General features: G+C 57.1%; 16 protein-coding genes. 5 read left to right on the top strand and 11 right to left on the bottom strand.

The window, feature by feature from the left end:
- Window positions 1-34 precede the first annotated feature (34 nt).
- The 3 genes from J7382_RS16155 (at window position 35) to J7382_RS16145 (ending at window position 4,561) form a co-directional block, all read left to right on the top strand.
- The gene (locus J7382_RS16155; RefSeq protein WP_247745058.1) at window positions 35-1,315 is read left to right on the top strand and encodes a capsular biosynthesis protein; all 1,281 of its coding nucleotides are present in this window, start codon (window positions 35-37) and stop codon (window positions 1,313-1,315) included.
- Between the two features lie 133 nt (window positions 1,316-1,448).
- Window positions 1,449-2,546 (top strand): polysaccharide biosynthesis/export family protein, encoded by a 1,098-nt coding sequence (locus J7382_RS16150; RefSeq protein WP_209070107.1) that lies wholly within the window; start codon window positions 1,449-1,451, stop codon window positions 2,544-2,546.
- Between the two features lie 2 nt (window positions 2,547-2,548).
- Window positions 2,549-4,561 carry a capsular polysaccharide biosynthesis protein gene (locus J7382_RS16145; protein ID WP_348540043.1) on the top strand — a complete coding sequence of 671 codons (2,013 nt, stop codon included), beginning with the start codon at window positions 2,549-2,551 and terminating at the stop codon, window positions 4,559-4,561.
- A gap of 32 nt (window positions 4,562-4,593) precedes the next feature.
- On the opposite strand, the gene ribD is transcribed toward J7382_RS16145, so the two are convergent.
- From ribD to J7382_RS16090, 11 genes are all read right to left on the bottom strand, one after another.
- A complete protein-coding gene (gene ribD, locus J7382_RS16140; RefSeq protein ID WP_348540046.1) occupies window positions 4,594-5,709 on the bottom strand; it encodes a bifunctional diaminohydroxyphosphoribosylaminopyrimidine deaminase/5-amino-6-(5-phosphoribosylamino)uracil reductase RibD in 1,116 nt (371 codons plus the stop codon).
- Window positions 5,706-6,173, bottom strand: a complete 468-nt coding sequence (gene nrdR, locus J7382_RS16135) for a transcriptional regulator NrdR (RefSeq protein ID WP_058240424.1) — start codon at window positions 6,171-6,173, stop codon at window positions 5,706-5,708. Before nrdR ends, ribD begins: the two co-directional genes overlap by 4 nt.
- 236 nt (window positions 6,174-6,409) lie before the next feature.
- Window positions 6,410-6,829: a secondary thiamine-phosphate synthase enzyme YjbQ gene (locus tag J7382_RS16130; protein WP_058240423.1), complete on the bottom strand. Its 420-nt coding sequence runs from the start codon at window positions 6,827-6,829 to the stop codon at window positions 6,410-6,412.
- A gap of 465 nt (window positions 6,830-7,294) precedes the next feature.
- Window positions 7,295-7,708, bottom strand: a complete 414-nt coding sequence (locus J7382_RS16125) for a hypothetical protein (RefSeq protein ID WP_209070040.1) — start codon at window positions 7,706-7,708, stop codon at window positions 7,295-7,297.
- 89 nt (window positions 7,709-7,797) lie between these two features.
- A complete protein-coding gene (locus tag J7382_RS16120; RefSeq protein ID WP_209070039.1) occupies window positions 7,798-8,214 on the bottom strand; it encodes a hypothetical protein in 417 nt (138 codons plus the stop codon).
- Between the two features lie 157 nt (window positions 8,215-8,371).
- A complete protein-coding gene (locus J7382_RS16115; protein ID WP_209070038.1) occupies window positions 8,372-8,656 on the bottom strand; it encodes an HlyU family transcriptional regulator in 285 nt (94 codons plus the stop codon).
- 3 nt (window positions 8,657-8,659) lie between these two features.
- Window positions 8,660-10,648 (bottom strand): RNA polymerase sigma factor RpoD, encoded by a 1,989-nt coding sequence (rpoD, locus tag J7382_RS16110; RefSeq protein ID WP_209070037.1) that lies wholly within the window; start codon window positions 10,646-10,648, stop codon window positions 8,660-8,662.
- Window positions 10,649-10,780: 132 nt separating this feature from the next.
- Entirely contained in the window at window positions 10,781-12,745 is a 1,965-nt protein-coding gene (gene dnaG, locus J7382_RS16105; RefSeq protein ID WP_209070036.1) for a DNA primase, read from the bottom strand.
- A 26-nt stretch (window positions 12,746-12,771) separates the two neighbouring features.
- A complete protein-coding gene (locus tag J7382_RS16100; protein WP_058240418.1) occupies window positions 12,772-13,110 on the bottom strand; it encodes a hypothetical protein in 339 nt (112 codons plus the stop codon).
- A gap of 112 nt (window positions 13,111-13,222) precedes the next feature.
- A complete protein-coding gene (locus J7382_RS16095) occupies window positions 13,223-13,828 on the bottom strand; it encodes a DUF6151 family protein (RefSeq protein WP_209070035.1) in 606 nt (201 codons plus the stop codon).
- Between the two features lie 2 nt (window positions 13,829-13,830).
- Entirely contained in the window at window positions 13,831-15,261 is a 1,431-nt protein-coding gene (locus J7382_RS16090) for a Glu/Leu/Phe/Val dehydrogenase (RefSeq protein WP_209070034.1), read from the bottom strand.
- A 428-nt stretch (window positions 15,262-15,689) separates the two neighbouring features.
- Here J7382_RS16090 and J7382_RS16085 point away from each other — a divergent pair, with 428 nt between their 5' ends.
- Window positions 15,690-17,399, top strand: coding sequence for a TadE/TadG family type IV pilus assembly protein (locus tag J7382_RS16085; RefSeq protein ID WP_247745057.1), 1,710 nt, complete (start codon window positions 15,690-15,692; stop codon window positions 17,397-17,399).
- Window positions 17,396-17,932: a hypothetical protein gene (locus J7382_RS16080; RefSeq protein ID WP_058240414.1), complete on the top strand. Its 537-nt coding sequence runs from the start codon at window positions 17,396-17,398 to the stop codon at window positions 17,930-17,932. The genes J7382_RS16085 and J7382_RS16080 overlap by 4 nt, the downstream gene beginning before the upstream one ends.
- Window positions 17,933-17,934: the final 2 nt, after the last annotated feature.

The following is a 17,934-nucleotide window of genomic DNA, read 5'->3' as shown; positions in this document are numbered from 1 at the left end:
CCCGCCTGTAAGGTTGCAGAGCATGACAAATACCATGGGCCAAAATAGAGTTTACCTGTTCCTGCAAGGGCCGCATGGGCCGTTTTTTGCAGCCCTGTCGCGCATGCTCCGTCGCTCAGGGGCACAGACATGGCGCGTGGGCTTCAATGCGGGCGATCAGGCTTTCTGGACACAGCGCAAGACTTTTCTACCTTTTCGAGGCACCCCAGAGGATTGGCCCAAGGTCTTCGCAGATATATTGATACAGAAAAGCGTCACAGACATTGTGCTTTATGGGGACACCCGCCCCATCCATACCCAAGCCGTGAAGATCGCAAAGGCGCAGGGTGTGACCGTACATGTCTTTGAAGAAGGCTACCTGCGTCCCTATTGGGTGACCTATGAGCGTGGCGGCTCGAATGGCAATTCGCGCCTGATGCAGATGAACATTGCCCAGATGGAAAAGGCGCTGGAAAGTTCCGATATGGAAACCCCCATGCCTCCGGGTCATTGGGGTGATATGCGCCAACATGTGTTTTATGGCGCGCTTTATCATTGGTTTGTGATGTTCGCCAATCGGCGCTACCGCAATTTCAAACCCCACCGCGCACTGACAGTCACGCGCGAGTTTCAGCTCTATGTGCGGCGTCTTCTTCTGATGCCATTTCAGGCATTGGAGCGGCGTCTTGCGACTTTACGCATCCGCTTTGGGGGCTTTCCTTACCATCTGGCTCTGCTCCAGCTTGAGCATGACAGCAGTTTCCAGATCCACTCCCCCTTTGACAGCATGACGGATTTTCTGGCGCTCACCATTGAGAATTTTGCCTCTGGCGCGCCACTGCATCACCATCTGGTCTTTAAGGCCCATCCGCTTGAGGATGGCCGCGTTCCGCTGCGCCGGGAGATCAAGCGGCTTGCGCGTAAACACCATGTGCAAGATCGGGTGCATTACGTGCGCGGCGGCAAACTGGCCCAGCTACTCAACGATGCGCGCACCGCTGTCACCGTGAACTCCACCGCAGCCCAGCAGGTGCTCTGGCGGGGCATTCCCCTGAAAGCCTTCGGCAGCGCGGTCTATGATCAGCCCGAGTTTGTGAGCACACAGGCCCTGCTGGATTTCTTTGCCGGTGCCACCCGGCCTGACAATCGCGCCTACAAAACCTACCGTCGCTATCTCCTGGAAACCAGTCAGGTGCCCGGCGGGTTTTATTCTGCGCGCGGGCGTCGCCAATTGCTGCGTCAGGTGGTGGATATGATGCTGTCTGACGAAGACCCCTATCAGGCGCTGGCCACCGGCACAGCGGCCCCAAGGCAACAGTTGCGGCTGGTGAAGTGACAACCACTAGGTCTAGCGCTGGATTTTTGGATTGAATTTCGATAAGTTGTCTCAAAAAACTGAGGCAGAATAAACAGGTCGAGGAGACCGAGCAGTGAAACTCTTTGCATCCCGCTTGGGCAAGTGCGCCGTGATGGCTGTCGCGCTGACAGCTGTGACGTCCTGCAGCCTTGTGCCCCGCTCCGGGCCAAACAAACGTGAAATTTATGCCGGGTCGGTTCAACGCGAAGGCGATGCCTTCATTGTTGCCGTCAACGACCGCGTCTCGCGCGCCACGGCCGTCGTGCCTGCCCTTGGCTTCTCCAGCGACTTTCAGAATGCCGGACAACTGGGCTCTGACACCATCCGCCCAGGCGATATTCTGGCGCTGACCATCTGGGAAAACGTCGATAAGCCGTTGCTGGGCCCCGAAGGCCAGGTGGCCGCTGTGCTCGAAGAAGTTCAGGTGGACGGCGCGGGCTTTATCTTTGTCCCTTATGCAGGCCGCATCCGGGCGGCGGGCAACACGCCCGAAGGCATCCGCCGGATCATCTCGTCCAAACTCGAAGAACAGACCCCGGACCCACAGGTTGAAGTGCGCCGCGCCGCAGGGGACGGGGCAACGGTCTCTCTCGTGGGAGCGGTTGGCGCGCAGGGCGTGTACCCGATTGAGCGCCCCACCCGCACGCTTTCAACCATGCTCGCGCAGGCCGGCGGCGTGACCATTGTGCCTGAAATTGCGCAGATCACCGTGCTGCGCGGCTCCACAACAGGGCAGATCTGGTTTCAAGATCTCTATGACAACCCACAGCTGGACATCGCGCTGCGTGGCGGGGACCGCATTCTGGTTGAGGAAGACACCCGCGCCTTCACCGCGCTTGGTGCCACCGGCACGCAAAGCCGTGTGAACTTTTTCACCAAAGACCTCTCCGCAATTGAAGCGTTGGCACAAGTGGGTGGCCTCACCCCAACCAACAGTGACCCGACAGGCGTCTTTGTGTTCCGCAACGAAGCTGATGACATTGCCAATAGCGTGCTGGGACGCAAGGACCTCACTGGCGCGCAGCGCATGGTCTATGTGCTGGATCTGACCGAACCCAATGGTATGTTCATGGCGCGCGATTTCATCATTCGCGATGGCGACACACTCTATGTCACCGAAGCGCCGATCACCACTTGGGACAAAACCATCTCTGCAATCACAGGTACTTTGACCTCCGCAGATACGCTGAGCAGCCTCGGCGGCCTGTAACTGTGCAGGACACAACTGATATCAAAGCCGCCGGGAGCGACAAACCCCGGCGGCTTTTTGCATTCAACGGCGGCTTTTTCCTGCAAAAGCGCCTGCGGCGCATTCTCTCCCTTGCCGGGTATGATCTGCGTCTAGGCAGGCCCACTCCAGAAGATCTGATTGCCATCTGGGGCAACAGCCCCACAGCACATCGCGGCCTCAAAGCCGCAGAGAAAACCGGTGCCTCCAAGCTTTTTCTTGAGGATGCCTTCCTGCGCTCTCTGTTTCCGGGACGCGTGGCGAAGGAGCCGCCAATTGGCTTGCTCATTGATGGTATCTGTCCGCATTTTGACCCAAGCCAGCCTTCTGACTTGGAAAACCTGCTCAAACACCATGCACTGGATGACACTGTTTTGCTCGACCGGGCGCGCGGCGGCATCGCCCGGCTACGGGAAACCCATCTGACAAAATATGCAGCCGTCAACCTCGATCAGCCCCTGCCCGCCGCCGGTTATGTGCTGGTGATCGACCAAACCCGCAATGATGCCGCGGTGCGCGCCAGCAATGCGAATGAGGCACGGTTTCAGGAAATGCTGGTGCTGGCACAGGAAGAAAATCCCGGCGCGCCCGTGCTGATCAAAACCCATCCAGAAACTCAGGCAGGCACCCGCGCAGGCTATTACGGGCCAGAACATGAGACCGACCGCGTCACGCTGTGCACCAGCGCGCACAGCCCATGGTCCCTTCTGGAGGGGGCTGTCGCCGTCTATACCGTGTCGTCCCAGATGGGGTTTGAGGCTATTCTTGCCGGACATAAACCTCGCGTCTTTGGGCAGCCCTTCTATGCAGGATGGGATTTGACGCAGGATGAATTCCCGCTGTACCGCCGCCAACGCCGCCTGACCCGAGCGCAGCTTTTTGCCGCCGCCATGATCCTTTATCCCACTTGGTATGATCCCTGCCGCGACCAGCTTTGTGATTTCGAAGTTGCGCTGGAGCAGATGGCGGCACAGGCACGCGCATGGCATGAAGACCGCAAAGGCTGGAACGCCTTTGGCATGCGCCTATGGAAACGTAAACCATTGCAAAAGTTCTTTGGGCAACACGCCCCCATGACCTTTGATCGGCACGGTAAAAAAAGTGCGCCACACATGGTCTGGGCCAACAAAGCCGGCCCGGACAATGCCGTGAAACTGGAAGACGGTTTTCTACGCTCTCGCGGCCTTGGCGCAGCTCTGGTGCCGCCTCTGTCGCTGGTCTGTGATGATCTGGGCATCTACTATGACCCCAGCCAAGAAAGCCGTCTGGAACATTGGATCGCCAAGCGCGAAACCCTGCGCATTGATCAGGAGCGGCGCGCTCTGGCCTTGCGCTCCGCTTTGCGTAAATCCCGCGTGAGCAAATATAATCTTTCAGGTCAGACGCCTGATCTGCCAAGCGGCCATGTCATTCTGGTGCCCGGACAGGTTGAGGATGACGCCTCCATCCTGAAGGGCACCTCCGAGATAACGACCAATATTGCCCTGCTGCGCGCCACCCGCGCGGCCAACCCCGCCGCCCGCATTCTGTTCAAACCGCACCCGGATGTAGAAGCTGGATTACGCCAAGGTGCCATTGACAGAAATGAAGCAGAGGCGCTGGCGGATATGGTCCTTGAGCAGGCCGACATGGGATATCTTCTCGATCATGTCGATGAAATCTGGACAATGACGTCCCTGACCGGTTTTGAGGCTCTCATCCGCGGATGCAAAGTTACCACTTTTGGCGCGCCCTTTTATGCAGGCTGGGGGCTGACGCAGGATCTAGGTACACCGCCTGCAAGACGACGCGCCCGGCCAAGCCTGACCGGGCTCATCCACGCCACTTTGATTGATTATCCCCGGTACCATGACCCGGTCAGCAGCCTTGCCTGCACGCCAGAACTCATCATTGAGCGCTTGCAAGCGGGAGACATCCCACACCCCGGCCTTGGCAACCGCCTGCTGTCAAAGCTGCAGGGACAGTTTTCAAGCTATCACCACCTCTGGCGGCGGTAAGCTCTTCTTCTTCAGACACACCAGCCCCAAACTCACCGGCGTCCGGCTCGTCCTTCCAGACGATGCCAGACAGACATGATGTCCCGCCCCACCGCGCGCTGGGAGATCAGATCAAATTTTGGGGCTTCCGCCAGTCTGGCAAGCCCCATGGCTCCAATGGCCGGATGCCCTTCTGCGCCCAGCACCATACCCGCCGAGAAGGTGATCAATTCATCAACCATATCGGCGGCAAGCAGAGAAGCCGCCAAAGCCCCGCCCCCTTCACAGAACACACGCGTCAATCCGCGCTTGCCCAGAGCCTGCAAAACAGAGGTGGCAGAGAGCTGAACCCCTTCAAGCCCACAAGGCAACAATTCAGCCCCCAGATCACGCCACGTTTGCTGCAAATTGGGATCCGCATCCTGGCCATGGGCAATCCAAACAGGAATGTCCTGCGCCGTGCGTGCAAGATTGCCCATCAGAGGGAGATCCAGCCGGCGTGAGACCACAACCCGCACGGGTTGCGCTGTTGCGCCCATCCCACGCACGGTCAGAGATGGATCATCCGCACGCGCGGTGCCGCCGCCCACCATCACCGCATCATGGCGCAGACGCATGGCGTGCACTTCGCGCCGTGCCTCTGGCCCTGTGATCCACTGGCTCTCTCCAGAGGCCGTGGCAATACGGCCATCCAAAGTGGTGGCCAGCTTCAAGGTCAAGAAAGGACGACCCAGATCCGTCTTGAGAAAAAAGCCCTGCAAATCGCGCGCGGCCTCTTCCGCCATCACGCCCAGCGTCACTTCGATGCCCGCTGCCCGCAGCATCTTCAGCCCGCGCCCGGAAACGCGCGCATCACTGTCTTCCACCGCCACAACAACGCGCGCCACACCTGCCGCAATCAGCGCCTCCGCACAGGGCGGCGTCTTGCCATGGTGTGAACACGGCTCCAACGTGACGTAGGCCGTGGCCCCACGCGCGGCGGCTCCCGCCTGTGCCAAGGCCACAGGCTCCGCATGCGGACGTCCGCCCGGCTGCGTAAAGCCGCGGCCCACGATGCGGCCATCTTTCACGATGACACAACCAACAGCAGGATTGGGCCAGCACATACCCTGACCGCGCCGCCCCAAACTCAGGGCCAGCGCCATATATCGGCGATCAGTCACGATTATTCCTCTGGAGCAGGATCCGGACGCAGTTCGCTGACAAATTTATCGAAGTCATCGGCGGCTTGGAAGTTCTTATAGACGCTGGCAAAGCGCACATAGGCCACCGTATCAATCCGGGCGAGCGCTTCCATGACAATCTCACCAATAGTCTTGGAGGGGATATCTGTCTCACCCATGCTCTCCAGACGGCGCACAATGCCTGAAATCATCTGATCAATACGCTCTGGCTCAACCGGACGTTTCTGCATGGAAATCCGGATCGAACGCTCCAGCTTGTCACGGTCAAAATCTTCGCGACGGCCGTTGGATTTCACAACCACCAGATCGCGCAACTGCACCCGCTCATAAGTCGTAAAGCGCCCACCGCAAGCTGGGCAGAACCGACGCCGCCGGATCGAGACATGATCCTCCGCTGGACGTGAATCTTTCACCTGAGTGTCGATGTTTCCACAAAACGGACAGCGCATTGACTTCCCCTTGTACCTACTGCGTACCTGCTGCTCTGAAACGGCCTGATAATCTTATGGCCGATTGGGTATTTTCCCAACTTATCCACAGGCACTATAGGTCAACCACAACCCTTTGGGTAGAGGCAAAAGTAAACCGCGATATAGAGCATATGGGGAAAATCTGAGTTTCTTTCCCCGTGAGCTTTGCAGGCAACGCTGCTATGTCCAAGGCATAGGCTCCCCGGCCTATCCCTTCATGCACTTAAATGCGCTGCCACACGTCTCGTGTGCGGCGCATTTCTATGTTCAAACATATAAATCCCCTGCCAAGTGCCCAGCATAAGGCGGCCTTCTGTCACCGGGATAGAAAGAGACACCGGCATCATCGCCGCTTTGATATGCGCGGGCATGTCATCTGGCCCTTCATAGGTATGGGTCAAATAGGACATCGCAGGATCGGTTGTGGGTGGCACCAGACGGTGAAAGAACGCCTGCAAATCGGATTGCACCTCGGGATCGGCATTCTCCTGCACCAAAAGGCTACAAGAGGTGTGGCGCACAAACAGGGTCAGCAGACCGCTACGCTGCCCAGAAGCCCCCACCCACTGCGCTACGTGCTGTGTAAATTCATAGAGCCCGGCACCTCTCGTCGAAATTTGAAATTCCGTCTGCATATCTGATCTCAATCTGACCTGTGATAAGGCTCAATCATCCTGATTGAGCAGGGGCTGACAACTCCTGCGCGCTTGCCCCACCGAAACCGCCTGCCCCACATCGGGCCCCCAACTTCCTTTTGCGGGCCGGCCAGTCGCACCACGCGCGTCCCCCGGCGGCTTCAAAGAAAACTGTGCCGCGTCTGGACTCTTCATGGTCACCCCCTGACCAGCGCCACCCACTGCATAAACTGGCGCCGTGTCAGGTGCATCAAGCACACGACTGGCATAATTTCCGGCCCCGCACCAAAAATCGGACTGTCGTCCACCTGGCCGCGCAAACACCTCAAAAACATCTTCGGTCACCGGATTCACGCGCACGCCGTTGTGGGCCCTGAAGACCGCGCTGCCGGAACTGTCGCATCCCGCAATCTCCAACCCGACAATCGCAAGACAAATGCACCTTATGACCGCGCCCCGCACAGCTTAGGACCAAAAGTCATTGCGTGATCGATTGCACTGGCTTCGAGCATCGCTGACAGATCGGCTATCCCCAACGCGCGGGCCCCAAGACCAGATGCTGCCGGTTGCCCCTGTCGATGCACGCAGTGGTTTGAGAGAGAATTGCGCCGCATCCGGACCATCGCTGGTCACCGAAGGCCCAGTACCACTCACCGCATAGACCCGTGCATTGCCTTCAGCTCCCAAGGCCCGATGTGCATAGTCTCCGGCCCCGCACCAGAAATCTGCCTCAATGGCACCAGGCCGCACGACAACTTCAAAGATATCCTCATTCACAGGGTTCACGCGCACACCTGTGCTGGTCACAAACCCGGAAGAGCCCATGCAGCCTGCCAAAATAATGGCACAAGTTGAAAGTCCTAAAGCAGGTATCTTCATCACAAATTCCCAAACCACACATCTAACATGGAGTTCCGCAACCCTACTCAGATCCCCTAAAGGAGTCTCAGCGGGTTTCGGTATCACAGTTAAAAGAAGAGAAACGCATCATTGATGGCAGAGCAATAGCGGCTTGCGTCTCCGACAAACTCATCCTCGCCAATGCGCGGCCCCCATCCACCTTTACGGCCGCTCGCGCCAACGGCCTGACCACTTGGCTTCAAAGAAAACTGTGCCGCATCTCGGCTGTCGCTGGTCACCGCAGGACCGGCCTCTCCCACAACATAGATGCGCGCATTTGGCGGCGCGCCCAAAACCTGACGCGCGTAGTTGCCCGCACCGCACCAGAGCTGGTTGTGCATATTGCCACCAGGGCGGGCCGCAACTTCAAACACGTCCTCAGACACAGGGTTCACCCGAATATTGCCAATGGTCACATATCCCCCATCTGACGTGGCCGAGCATCCGGCAACCAACAAGCCCAGGATTGGCAAAAAACGTTTCATCACAGCCTCTTTCTGCTCAAATTGGTAACACCAAGCCTTTCCAGCTTAGTCTTACAAGCACCAATAAAAAAGGCCCCCAACCGGCGGCCCTTCTAAAATCGACGTCACATCACGTCACAAACACTCCAGACAGAAGACATTTGACCCTCAACACAGATCAGAAGATCTGATCTCCCATTTGGTCGATCATTTGCTTTGCCTTGCCGATCGACGCCTCATTGGCCTCTGTCTGATCCCGCAGCACATCTGCACGGATCAAAGTGTGGGTCTTCGGCTCACCATCAATCACCGCATCAATGCGTGCAGAAATCCGAAACTGACCACCCTCCGCTATGGGGGTCGGCGTGATGTGAAAGCCGTTGTATTCCACCGCCTGCGCTTCCTGTGCAGAGGCGGCATCCGTTTTGGCACCGCCTCCGAACAGAGTTTTCAACCAAGACATGACTTATTGATCCAGGAAGCTGCGCAGCTTGCGCGAGCGGCTCGGATGCTTAAGCTTGCGCAGCGCCTTCGCTTCGATCTGACGAATACGCTCACGGGTCACGCTGAACTGCTGCCCCACTTCTTCAAGTGTGTGGTCGGTGTTCATACCAATGCCAAAGCGCATCCGAAGCACGCGCTCTTCACGCGGTGTGAGGCTCGCCAGAACCCGCGTGGTGGTCTCTTTGAGGTTTTCCTGAATGGCACTGTCCAGTGGCAGCACAGCATTCTTATCCTCAATGAAATCGCCCAGCTGGCTGTCTTCCTCATCCCCGATCGGGGTTTCCAGAGAGATCGGCTCTTTGGCGATTTTCATCACCTTGCGCACTTTCTCAAGCGGCATCTGCAGCTTTTCAGCTAGTTCTTCTGGCGTTGGCTCGCGGCCAATCTCATGCAGCATCTGACGCGAGGTCCGCACCAGCTTGTTGATCGTTTCGATCATATGCACCGGGATACGGATGGTGCGCGCCTGATCGGCGATCGAACGCGTGATCGCCTGACGGATCCACCAAGTCGCATAGGTGGAGAACTTATAGCCGCGACGGTATTCGAATTTGTCCACCGCCTTCATCAGGCCGATGTTACCTTCCTGAATAAGATCAAGGAATTGCAGGCCACGGTTGGTGTACTTCTTGGCAATCGAGATCACCAAGCGGAGGTTGGCCTCAACCATTTCTTTCTTGGCCTGACGGGCTTCTTTCTCACCCTTTTGCACCTGTTGCACGATGCGGCGGAATTCGGGAATATCCAGACCAACATACTGACCAACCTGAGCCATGTCGTTGCGCAATTCCAAAACCTTGTCCTGGCTGCGTTCCATGAACATCTGCCAGCCACGACCAGACTTCTCGGACATGTCTTCCAGCCAAGTCGGGTCCAACTCGCGTCCGCGATAAGCGTCGATGAACTCGCGGCGATTGATGCGCGCCTGATCAGCGAGCTTCACCATGGAGCTGTCGATCTGCATCACGCGGCGGTTGATGCCATAGAGCTGGTCAATCAACGCTTCGATACGGTTGTTGTGTAGGTGAAGCTCGTTCACCAGCTCCACAATCTCTGAGCGCAGCTTCTGATAGGTTTCCTCATCCGTATCAGAGAAGGATCCATCTTCGTTCAGCGTTGCAGAAATACGGGCGTCCTGCATGTCGCTCAGCATGGCGAAGTCACGCGCAATGATATCAAGCGTTTCAAGAACCCGCGGCTTCAACGCGGCTTCCATCGCGGCCAAAGACATATTGGCCTGCTCGTCTTCATCATCGTCATCGTCTTTGGCAATCGGGTTGCCGTCCGCGTCCAGCTCCTGCTCGGCTTCCTTCTTGGGCGCCGTGGTCACATTGGCGGCTTCGGCGACGGGGCTTTCCTCTTCCTCATCGCCATCTTCCCCCATCTGATTGCCAAAGGTGGTCTCAAGATCGATCACATCGCGCAGCAGAATGTCTTCGGACAGAAGTTCGTCACGCCAGATGGTGATCGCCTGAAACGTCAAAGGGCTCTCACAGAGGCCGGCAATCATCGTGTTGCGACCGGCTTCGATGCGTTTGGCAATCGCAATCTCACCTTCGCGGCTCAGCAGCTCAACAGAGCCCATCTCGCGCAGGTACATGCGCACCGGATCGTCGGTGCGGTCGAGTTTTTCGTTATTGCCGCTGGCAATCGCAACGCCACGGTTCGCAGAGGAGGTGTCCACAACGGCGGTGGATTTGGCCTCTTCGTCTTCGGCATCTTCGTCTTCGATGATGTTGATGCCCATCTCAGAGAGCATGGACATCACGTCTTCGATTTGCTCGGAGCTCACCTGATCGGGCGGCAGAACCTGGTTGAGCTGATCATAAGTGATGTAGCCCTTCTCCCGCGCCTCGGCGATCATCTTCTTGACGGCGGCCTGGCTCATATCGAGCGAGATTTCGGCGTCCTGATCGGCGGGCTTCTGGTCGTCGGTGTCCTTGGCGGCCATTAAGTGCTCCTGCAAGTTCGGGCTGAAGGTGATTCGCTAGCGTCGAATCAATCGCTAGACGGGGTGATTCGCAACCCCACAAAGCCCGTTTTCTTCATCTGTTGCTCACGAGGCAGAAAGGCGTGCATCGAATCACCCTTTGCGCGGTGGTTTTCCGCCCCGTGAGAAATCAATATTCTGCATCAGCGCATCCAGCGCTGCGCGTTCGTCTCGGTCAATCGGCGCCCCATTGGCCCCGGTCGTAAAATCGCCGCCTTCTTCCTGGCGGCTCTGCATGGCGCGGTTGCGCTCTTCTGCGGCCTGTCGCAGACGCCAGGTCATGGCCTCATCCGCAACGCCCATCAGATCCTCTTCCGCCTCGGCGATCTCATCATCGAGTCCCCGGACGGTTTTGATCTTGGCCAATTCTTCGGTCAATGTGACCCGCGCCAGCGCCTGATCACCAGCTTTGCGCACGGCGGGTGTGATGGCCACATGGGGTTGGCGCAGCAGATTTTCAACCATCTCCGGCCCCAAAGCCATTTCCACGGCCTCTCTTGGATCCGGGCTGCTGGCATAGCGCAACAGCACATCGCGCAGATGCGCATTCTCTGCATCCAGACACTCCATGCTTTCCAGCTCATACTCGAAGTCCTCAAGCACCGCCGGCGTCACCAAAGCCACTGCAAGAACCACCGCTTCATGCAAACGCTGTTCCACCGGACCCTCACTGGCCGCAAGCATGGAGACCTTGGTGCCGCTCTGCACCACCGGCTGCGCCTGCCAGTTGCCGCGCTTGCCACCGCCAATGAACCTTGTGCCGCCCCCACGTTGTGGGCGGAACAACTGATAGCGCAGCTCTTTAACCGCCTCGCCATAATGCGATTTGATTGACGGATCTTTGATCAGGTTGATCTTGGCCTTCAACTGCTTGTCCAAAGCCGCGCGGCGTTCCGGACTGTCAAAAACCTTGCCTTCGACTTCCCGCTGCCAGAGCAGGTTGACCATGGGCATCGCACCATCCAGAACCTTTTGAACGGCCCCTGCTCCTTTGGCCCGGATCAGATCATCCGGATCCTGCCCCTCTGGCATCACCGCAAAGCGCAGACTCTTGCCCGCCTCAAGCAAGGGCAGCGCCAGATCGACCACCCGCATCGCCGCGCGCAGCCCGGCCTTGTCGCCATCCAGCGCGATTATGGGCTCGTCCGAAATGCGCCACAGCAGCTGCAACTGGTTCTCTGTGACCGCTGTGCCAAGCGGAGCGACCGATGCGCCAAACCCGGCCTCACTGAGCGCGATTACATCCATATAGCCCTCCGCCACAATCAGCGGATGCCCCTTTCCTGCCGCCTCCCGCGCGGGAGCGTGATTGTAAAGATTACGCCCCTTGTCAAAAAGCTCGGTCTCCGGGCTGTTGAGATATTTGGCATTGTCGTTTGGATCCATGGCACGGCCGCCAAAGGCGATACATTTGCCGCGCCCATCGCGGATCGGGAACATGATGCGATTGCGGAACGTGTCATAGGGCTTGCCGCCTTTGGTCGACGGCTTGGCCAACCCCGCCGCAAGGATCAGATCCGGCGCCACGCCCTTACTGGTCAACTGATCCCAAAGCCCCTGCCAGCCCTCTGGCGCAAAGCCAATGCCAAAGCGATCCCGCGCCTCTTGGGAGAGACCGCGCTTGTCCAGATAGGCCCGCGCCTCCGCACCTGCCGCCGCATTCAGCATCAGGCGAAAATGCTGCACCGCCATCTCCATGACCTCGGCAAGCTGCGTGCGACGATCCGCTTTCTGCTGCGCCTGAGGGTCCCGTTTGGGCATCTGCATCCCGGCCTCTTCGGCCAGAATCTCCACCGCTTCGATGAAGCTCACATTTTCGGTTTCCGTGACAAATTTGATTGCATCTCCTTTGGCGTGACAGCCAAAGCAATAGTAATAGCCCTTGCGATCATCGACATGAAAAGACGCTGTTTTTTCATGGTGAAAGGGGCATGGTGCCCACATGTCGCCCTTGCCCTGATTGGACTTGCGCGGATCCCACATGACTTTGCGCCCCACCACCTGCGTGATGGAAGTACGGCTGCGAAGCTCATCAAGGAATCCGGGCGGTAGCGACATGCGGTCAGATCACATCAGTCAGAAGATCATTTGGAAACGGACTTCTGCATTTCCTGAATCTTCTCCCAATTGTCCAGACACTGCTGTTCAATCTGCGCACCCAGATCCACTTTTTTAAGATCACGGCGTTTGGCGCCGTAGACAATTGGCGCGAACTGCTCGATCGCAATGTTGTAGTTGGGCGGCCAGCTTGGGTCGTTTTCCAACAGATGCGCTTCCAGTTTGTCCGCCTTCACACGGTCCAGACGCGCCTCCTGAATGGCCTTCATAACAGCGCCCTGATACTTACAGACATCTTCTTTGCCATCTGCGGCATATGCTGCGCCGCTCATCATCATCAGCGCGAGAAGGGAATAACGGACCATTGCGGCCTCCTGAATCACTATAGGTTCAAAGAGACTACCCCGTTCGCAGGCCAAGCGGCACCCCTGCTGCAGAGCCAACAGGCACTCCTGTGCAAATCGTGATCACCTTGGCCTATTTCTGCGCGGCCAGACGCTCTTCCTTGCTAAGCACACGCGGTTTAACAATCGGCGCGCCCTCTGCATCAAACAGCGGGGTCTGGCGCGCGCGCCCCTGCAAGAGCGCAGACACATGCCGGGCCAGCACATGAAAGCCAGCGCGATTGAACCCGTATTCCTTCAAAGACGGCGATCCCATTGGCGCATCCTGCGTCCGTACCACCGCGATCACTTTGCCGATCACTTTGGCAAGCTTGGTCTCTGGCGGGGGAGCCATGGAGGGCACCCAAACTCCCATAAAGGCCAATTTGGTATGCGCCATCGTGGCAAACATCGGCGTGTTGCAGCAGCCCGCATACCAGCGCATCAGCCCGCGTGGAGACAAGCGCAGACAGGCGAGATGTTCCTGTCCTTTGGTCAGCGTCAACTGCGCTGGGGTGGTGTGAAATATATCGCTGCCAGCGCGTGGCAGAAGCTGCTCTTCCGCCCCAAGAACCCGCGCCGCTGTCTGGCAGTCCTGACAGTGGCAGTGGATATGTGAGCCCGTCCTCGGGCTCACATCGTTGAGTACAGCCTCAAACGCTCCACATTTACATTTCAGCGGAACGTTTGTGCCTGTCATGTTTACAATCCTTTGGCTCTGTAGCTCGCGGCCACTTTGTCGATGGAGACAAGATAGGCCGCCGTGCGCAGATCTTCCACATCTGCCCGCTCATGCCAGACCTCTCGCATGGATTGATAGGCGATCCGCATGGTATCATCCAGCCCCGACCGCACCAGCTCAAGCTCGCCAGCCCCTTTTAGGTACTTTTGCTTGAAGCCATCGGTCAGCGTATATTGACCGCCCAGCGCCGCGCTGATTTTCTCCAGCTCATCCACAACCAGCTGGTGGCGCGACTCTTCCTGACGGCGCTGCATCCGGCCAAAGCGAATGTGGCTGAGGTTTTTGACCCACTCAAAATAAGACACGGTCACACCACCGGCGTTGGCATACATATCCGGGATGATCACGGTGCCTTTCTTGCGCAGGATATCATCTGCGCCGGCTGTGATCGGGCCGTTGGCGGCTTCGATGATCAGCGGCGCTTTGACGTTGGCTGCGTTCTGAAGGTTGATGACCCCTTCCAGTGCCGCAGGCACAAGAATATCGCACTCTTCCTCAAGCACCACTGCGCCGTCACGCGTGAAGGTCGCATCCGGGAATCCAGACACGCCACCATGCTTCATCAACCACTGCTGCACCGCATCCACATCAATGCCATTGGCATTATAAAGGGCCCCGTCCCGCTCAATGATGCCGACAATTATGGCCCCATCTTCTTCGCTCAGGAATTTGGCAGCGTGATAGCCCACGTTCCCAAGCCCCTGCACAATGACCCGCTTGCCGTCCAGTGACCCTGTCAAACCCGCCTTCTCCACATCCCGCGGATCCCGGAAGAATTCACGCAACGCATATTGCACACCACGACCCGTGGCCTCGACGCGCCCGGAAATACCGCCAGCATTGAGCGGCTTGCCGGTCACACAGGCACGCGCATTGATGTCGGTGGTGTTCATCCGCGCATATTGATCCGCAATCCAGGCCATCTCACGTTCACCGGTGCCCATATCAGGCGCTGGGACGTTCTGGGAGGGGTGGATCAGATCACGCTTGGCCAGCTCATAGGCAAAGCGGCGGGTGATCTGTTCTAGCTCATGCTCATCATACTTGCGCGGATCAATGCACAGCCCGCCTTTAGAGCCGCCAAATGGGGCCTCCACAAGCGCACATTTATAGGTCATCAGCGCCGCCAGCGCTTCCACCTCATCTTGATTGACACTTGGCGCAAAGCGGATCCCACCTTTGACAGGTTCCATATGCTCACTGTGGACAGAGCGATAGCCCGTAAACGTCTGGATCTGACCCCGCAATCGCACACCAAAACGCACAGTGTAAGTGGCATTGCAAACACGGATCTTTTCCTCCAAGCCCGGCGGCAGATCCATCAGCGCAACCGCACGGTTGAACATCAGATCCACACTTTCACGAAAGCTCGGCTCTTTGATTGGGCTCATCATTTTCCTCCAGATAAGCGTCAAGCTGCGACTCACCGTCACACACATGACCTTAAGGAACAGTAAGAGCACTTAAGCTCAAGTGACGATAGGTAAATTAGCGTGATCTCGCCTGTTCCAGTTGTTCACAGACAGGAAACAGAACTCCTCAAGCCCCCTGAACTGTTCACAACCATATATTTTAAAACGATAAAATTTTCCTTAACGTCTAGGTAATCACTTTTTTACGCCTCAATTCCGCCCCAATCACAAAACATACCAAATGATGATGAGGACCGCTCTGACACAAGGATTAAAAGGGCCTTCGTCACAATGAGGTGCGTGAAATGATACTGTCTTCGATCTCTGCTGTAAGCAAATTGCCAACGTCGTGCTTGACATCAGTTAAGGCGCTCAGCGCGCGATTCCGAAAAGAAGATGACGGTGTCATGGTTGGCTTTGCTGTCATCTTGGTGATCATGATGGTGATGCTCGGAGGTCTCGGCGCAGACATCATGCTCGCAGAGATGAAGCGCACACGCCTGCAACACACTCTGGACCGCGCTGTCCTTGCTGCAGCAGATCTGGATCAAACCCGCGGTGCCACCGAAGTTGTGGAAGACTATTTCGACAAATCTGGCGTCGAATACGAAACCGTTCAGGCGACCTCAGAAACCAATATGTCTCACACGACAGTGACGCGCCGCAGTGTGAGCGCCACTGCCACCGTGACCTCGTCTCTAAGCAACAGTCAGGTGGGTGCGCGCTTCAAGAACCTTTGGAAACCGCAGCCCTACACAGGGGACCGCCCAATTCGTCCTGCCTTCACTGTTGGAGCAGCTGGCACCGCAGTGGAACAGATCGGCAATGTCGAAATCTCCATGGTGCTGGACGTTTCCGGCTCCATGGATAGAAACAGCCGCCTTTCAAACCTGAAAATCGCCGCCCGCGAGTTCATCGACACGATGGATGACAATACCGAGGATGGCACACTTTCGATTTCCATCGTGCCCTATGCCACACAGGTCTCACTACATGAGGATCTGTTTGGTCAATTGCGCACCACAGGCGAGAATAAATATTCCAACTGTATCAATTTCAGCAGCAACGACTTCCACAGTACGGGCATCAATATGGATGCAACCTATCAGCGGACCATGCACTTTGACCCGTGGTACCGCTATGACAATCGCGATGCGACACCCGAACCGGTCAATAACATGCCGGTCTGCGAATTTGCCCGCGACCGCGAAATCATGGTCCTTGGTGACGACCGTGAGCAGCTCAAAAACTACATCACGGCTCTTGATGCAGACGGCAACACCTCCATTGACATCGGCATGAAGTGGGGCACGGCTTTGCTTGACCCCTCGTTGCGGCCCGCCATTGAGCAATTGGTCAACGGTGGCATGGTCGCCCGCGAATTTGAAGACCGCCCCTACGACTATGGCACAAGAGATGCCCTCAAGATTGTCGTGCTCATGACCGACGGTCAAAACACCAGCCAATATTATATCCGCGACGGCTACCGCAGCGGTGACTCCAATGTCTGGTACAATGAACAAGAAGACTTTTACTCGGTCTACGTGGGGCAAGACGAGTGGGATGAAGACAATGATGGCAACTATCAGGAACCCCTATTTTTCTGGCCGTCAACACAGCAATGGCGCAACTGGGCTTATGGCGAAGGCTCCTATGACACCACAGAAACCTCTTGGGAGTGCCGTTCCTACCGTCGCAATGGATCCTGCCGCCGCTATCGCAAAGTGACCAAAACCGTCACCGTCAACGAACCAGGACATGCGGAGATCATCACCTACCCCGACCTCTGGGCCTACACGACCAGCTCATGGATCGCCGAATATCTCTACCGTCCTTTCATGGGATCGAATTCCGCCTATAATGACTGGCACTACGGTGTGCGCTCAAGCCATGGGACATCTACCAAAGACGCGCGCACACGCAACATCTGTGATGCCGCAAAACAGGCCGGCATCATCGTCTTCACCATCGGTTTTGAAGCCCCCAGTAGCGGTCAGGCCGTCCTGAAAGACTGTGCCAGCTCTGACAGCCACTATTTTGATGTGGATGGTCTGGAAATCCGTCAGGCCTTTGCAACCATCGCCACCTCAATCCGCCAGCTGAGGTTGACCCAATGATGCGCCGCCTGCTTCAAAAGATCAGATCTTTCCATCTGCGCGATGATGGCACGGTTACGGTTCAATTCGTGATCATGTTCCCCTTCTATATGGGGCTGTTCATGTCCTCCGTTGAACTGGGCCTGATGACCCTGCGCTATTCCTATCTTGAGCGGTCTCTGGATATGGTCGTGCGTGATATTCGCCTCTCTACAGGCGCGCCCATCACCCATGATGCAATCGTTTCAGAAGTCTGCGCCCGCGCGGGTGTGATCCCAAGTTGTTCCGAAAAGCTGAAACTGGAAATGGTCATCCGCGACCCACGCAACTGGGTGGATCTGCCCGCAGAAACTGTCTGTACCGACAGCTCTGAGGAGGCACAGCCTGTGACCGTTTTTGAGGGGGGGCGTGAAAATGACATGATGGTGCTGCGCGCCTGTGCCAAAGTCACCACGATCTTCCCGGGCTCGTGGATCGGCTCAGCCCTGCAAAGGGACAACAACGGGGACTATGCCCTTGTGGTATCAAACGCCTTTGTTCAGGAGCCTCGCTAAGC

Source organism: Shimia sp. R11_0, assembly GCF_017744035.1.
GTDB lineage: Bacteria > Pseudomonadota > Alphaproteobacteria > Rhodobacterales > Rhodobacteraceae > Shimia > Shimia marina.
Note: the sequence above shows the minus strand (reverse complement) of the source record. Positions and strands in the feature narration are given on the sequence as shown.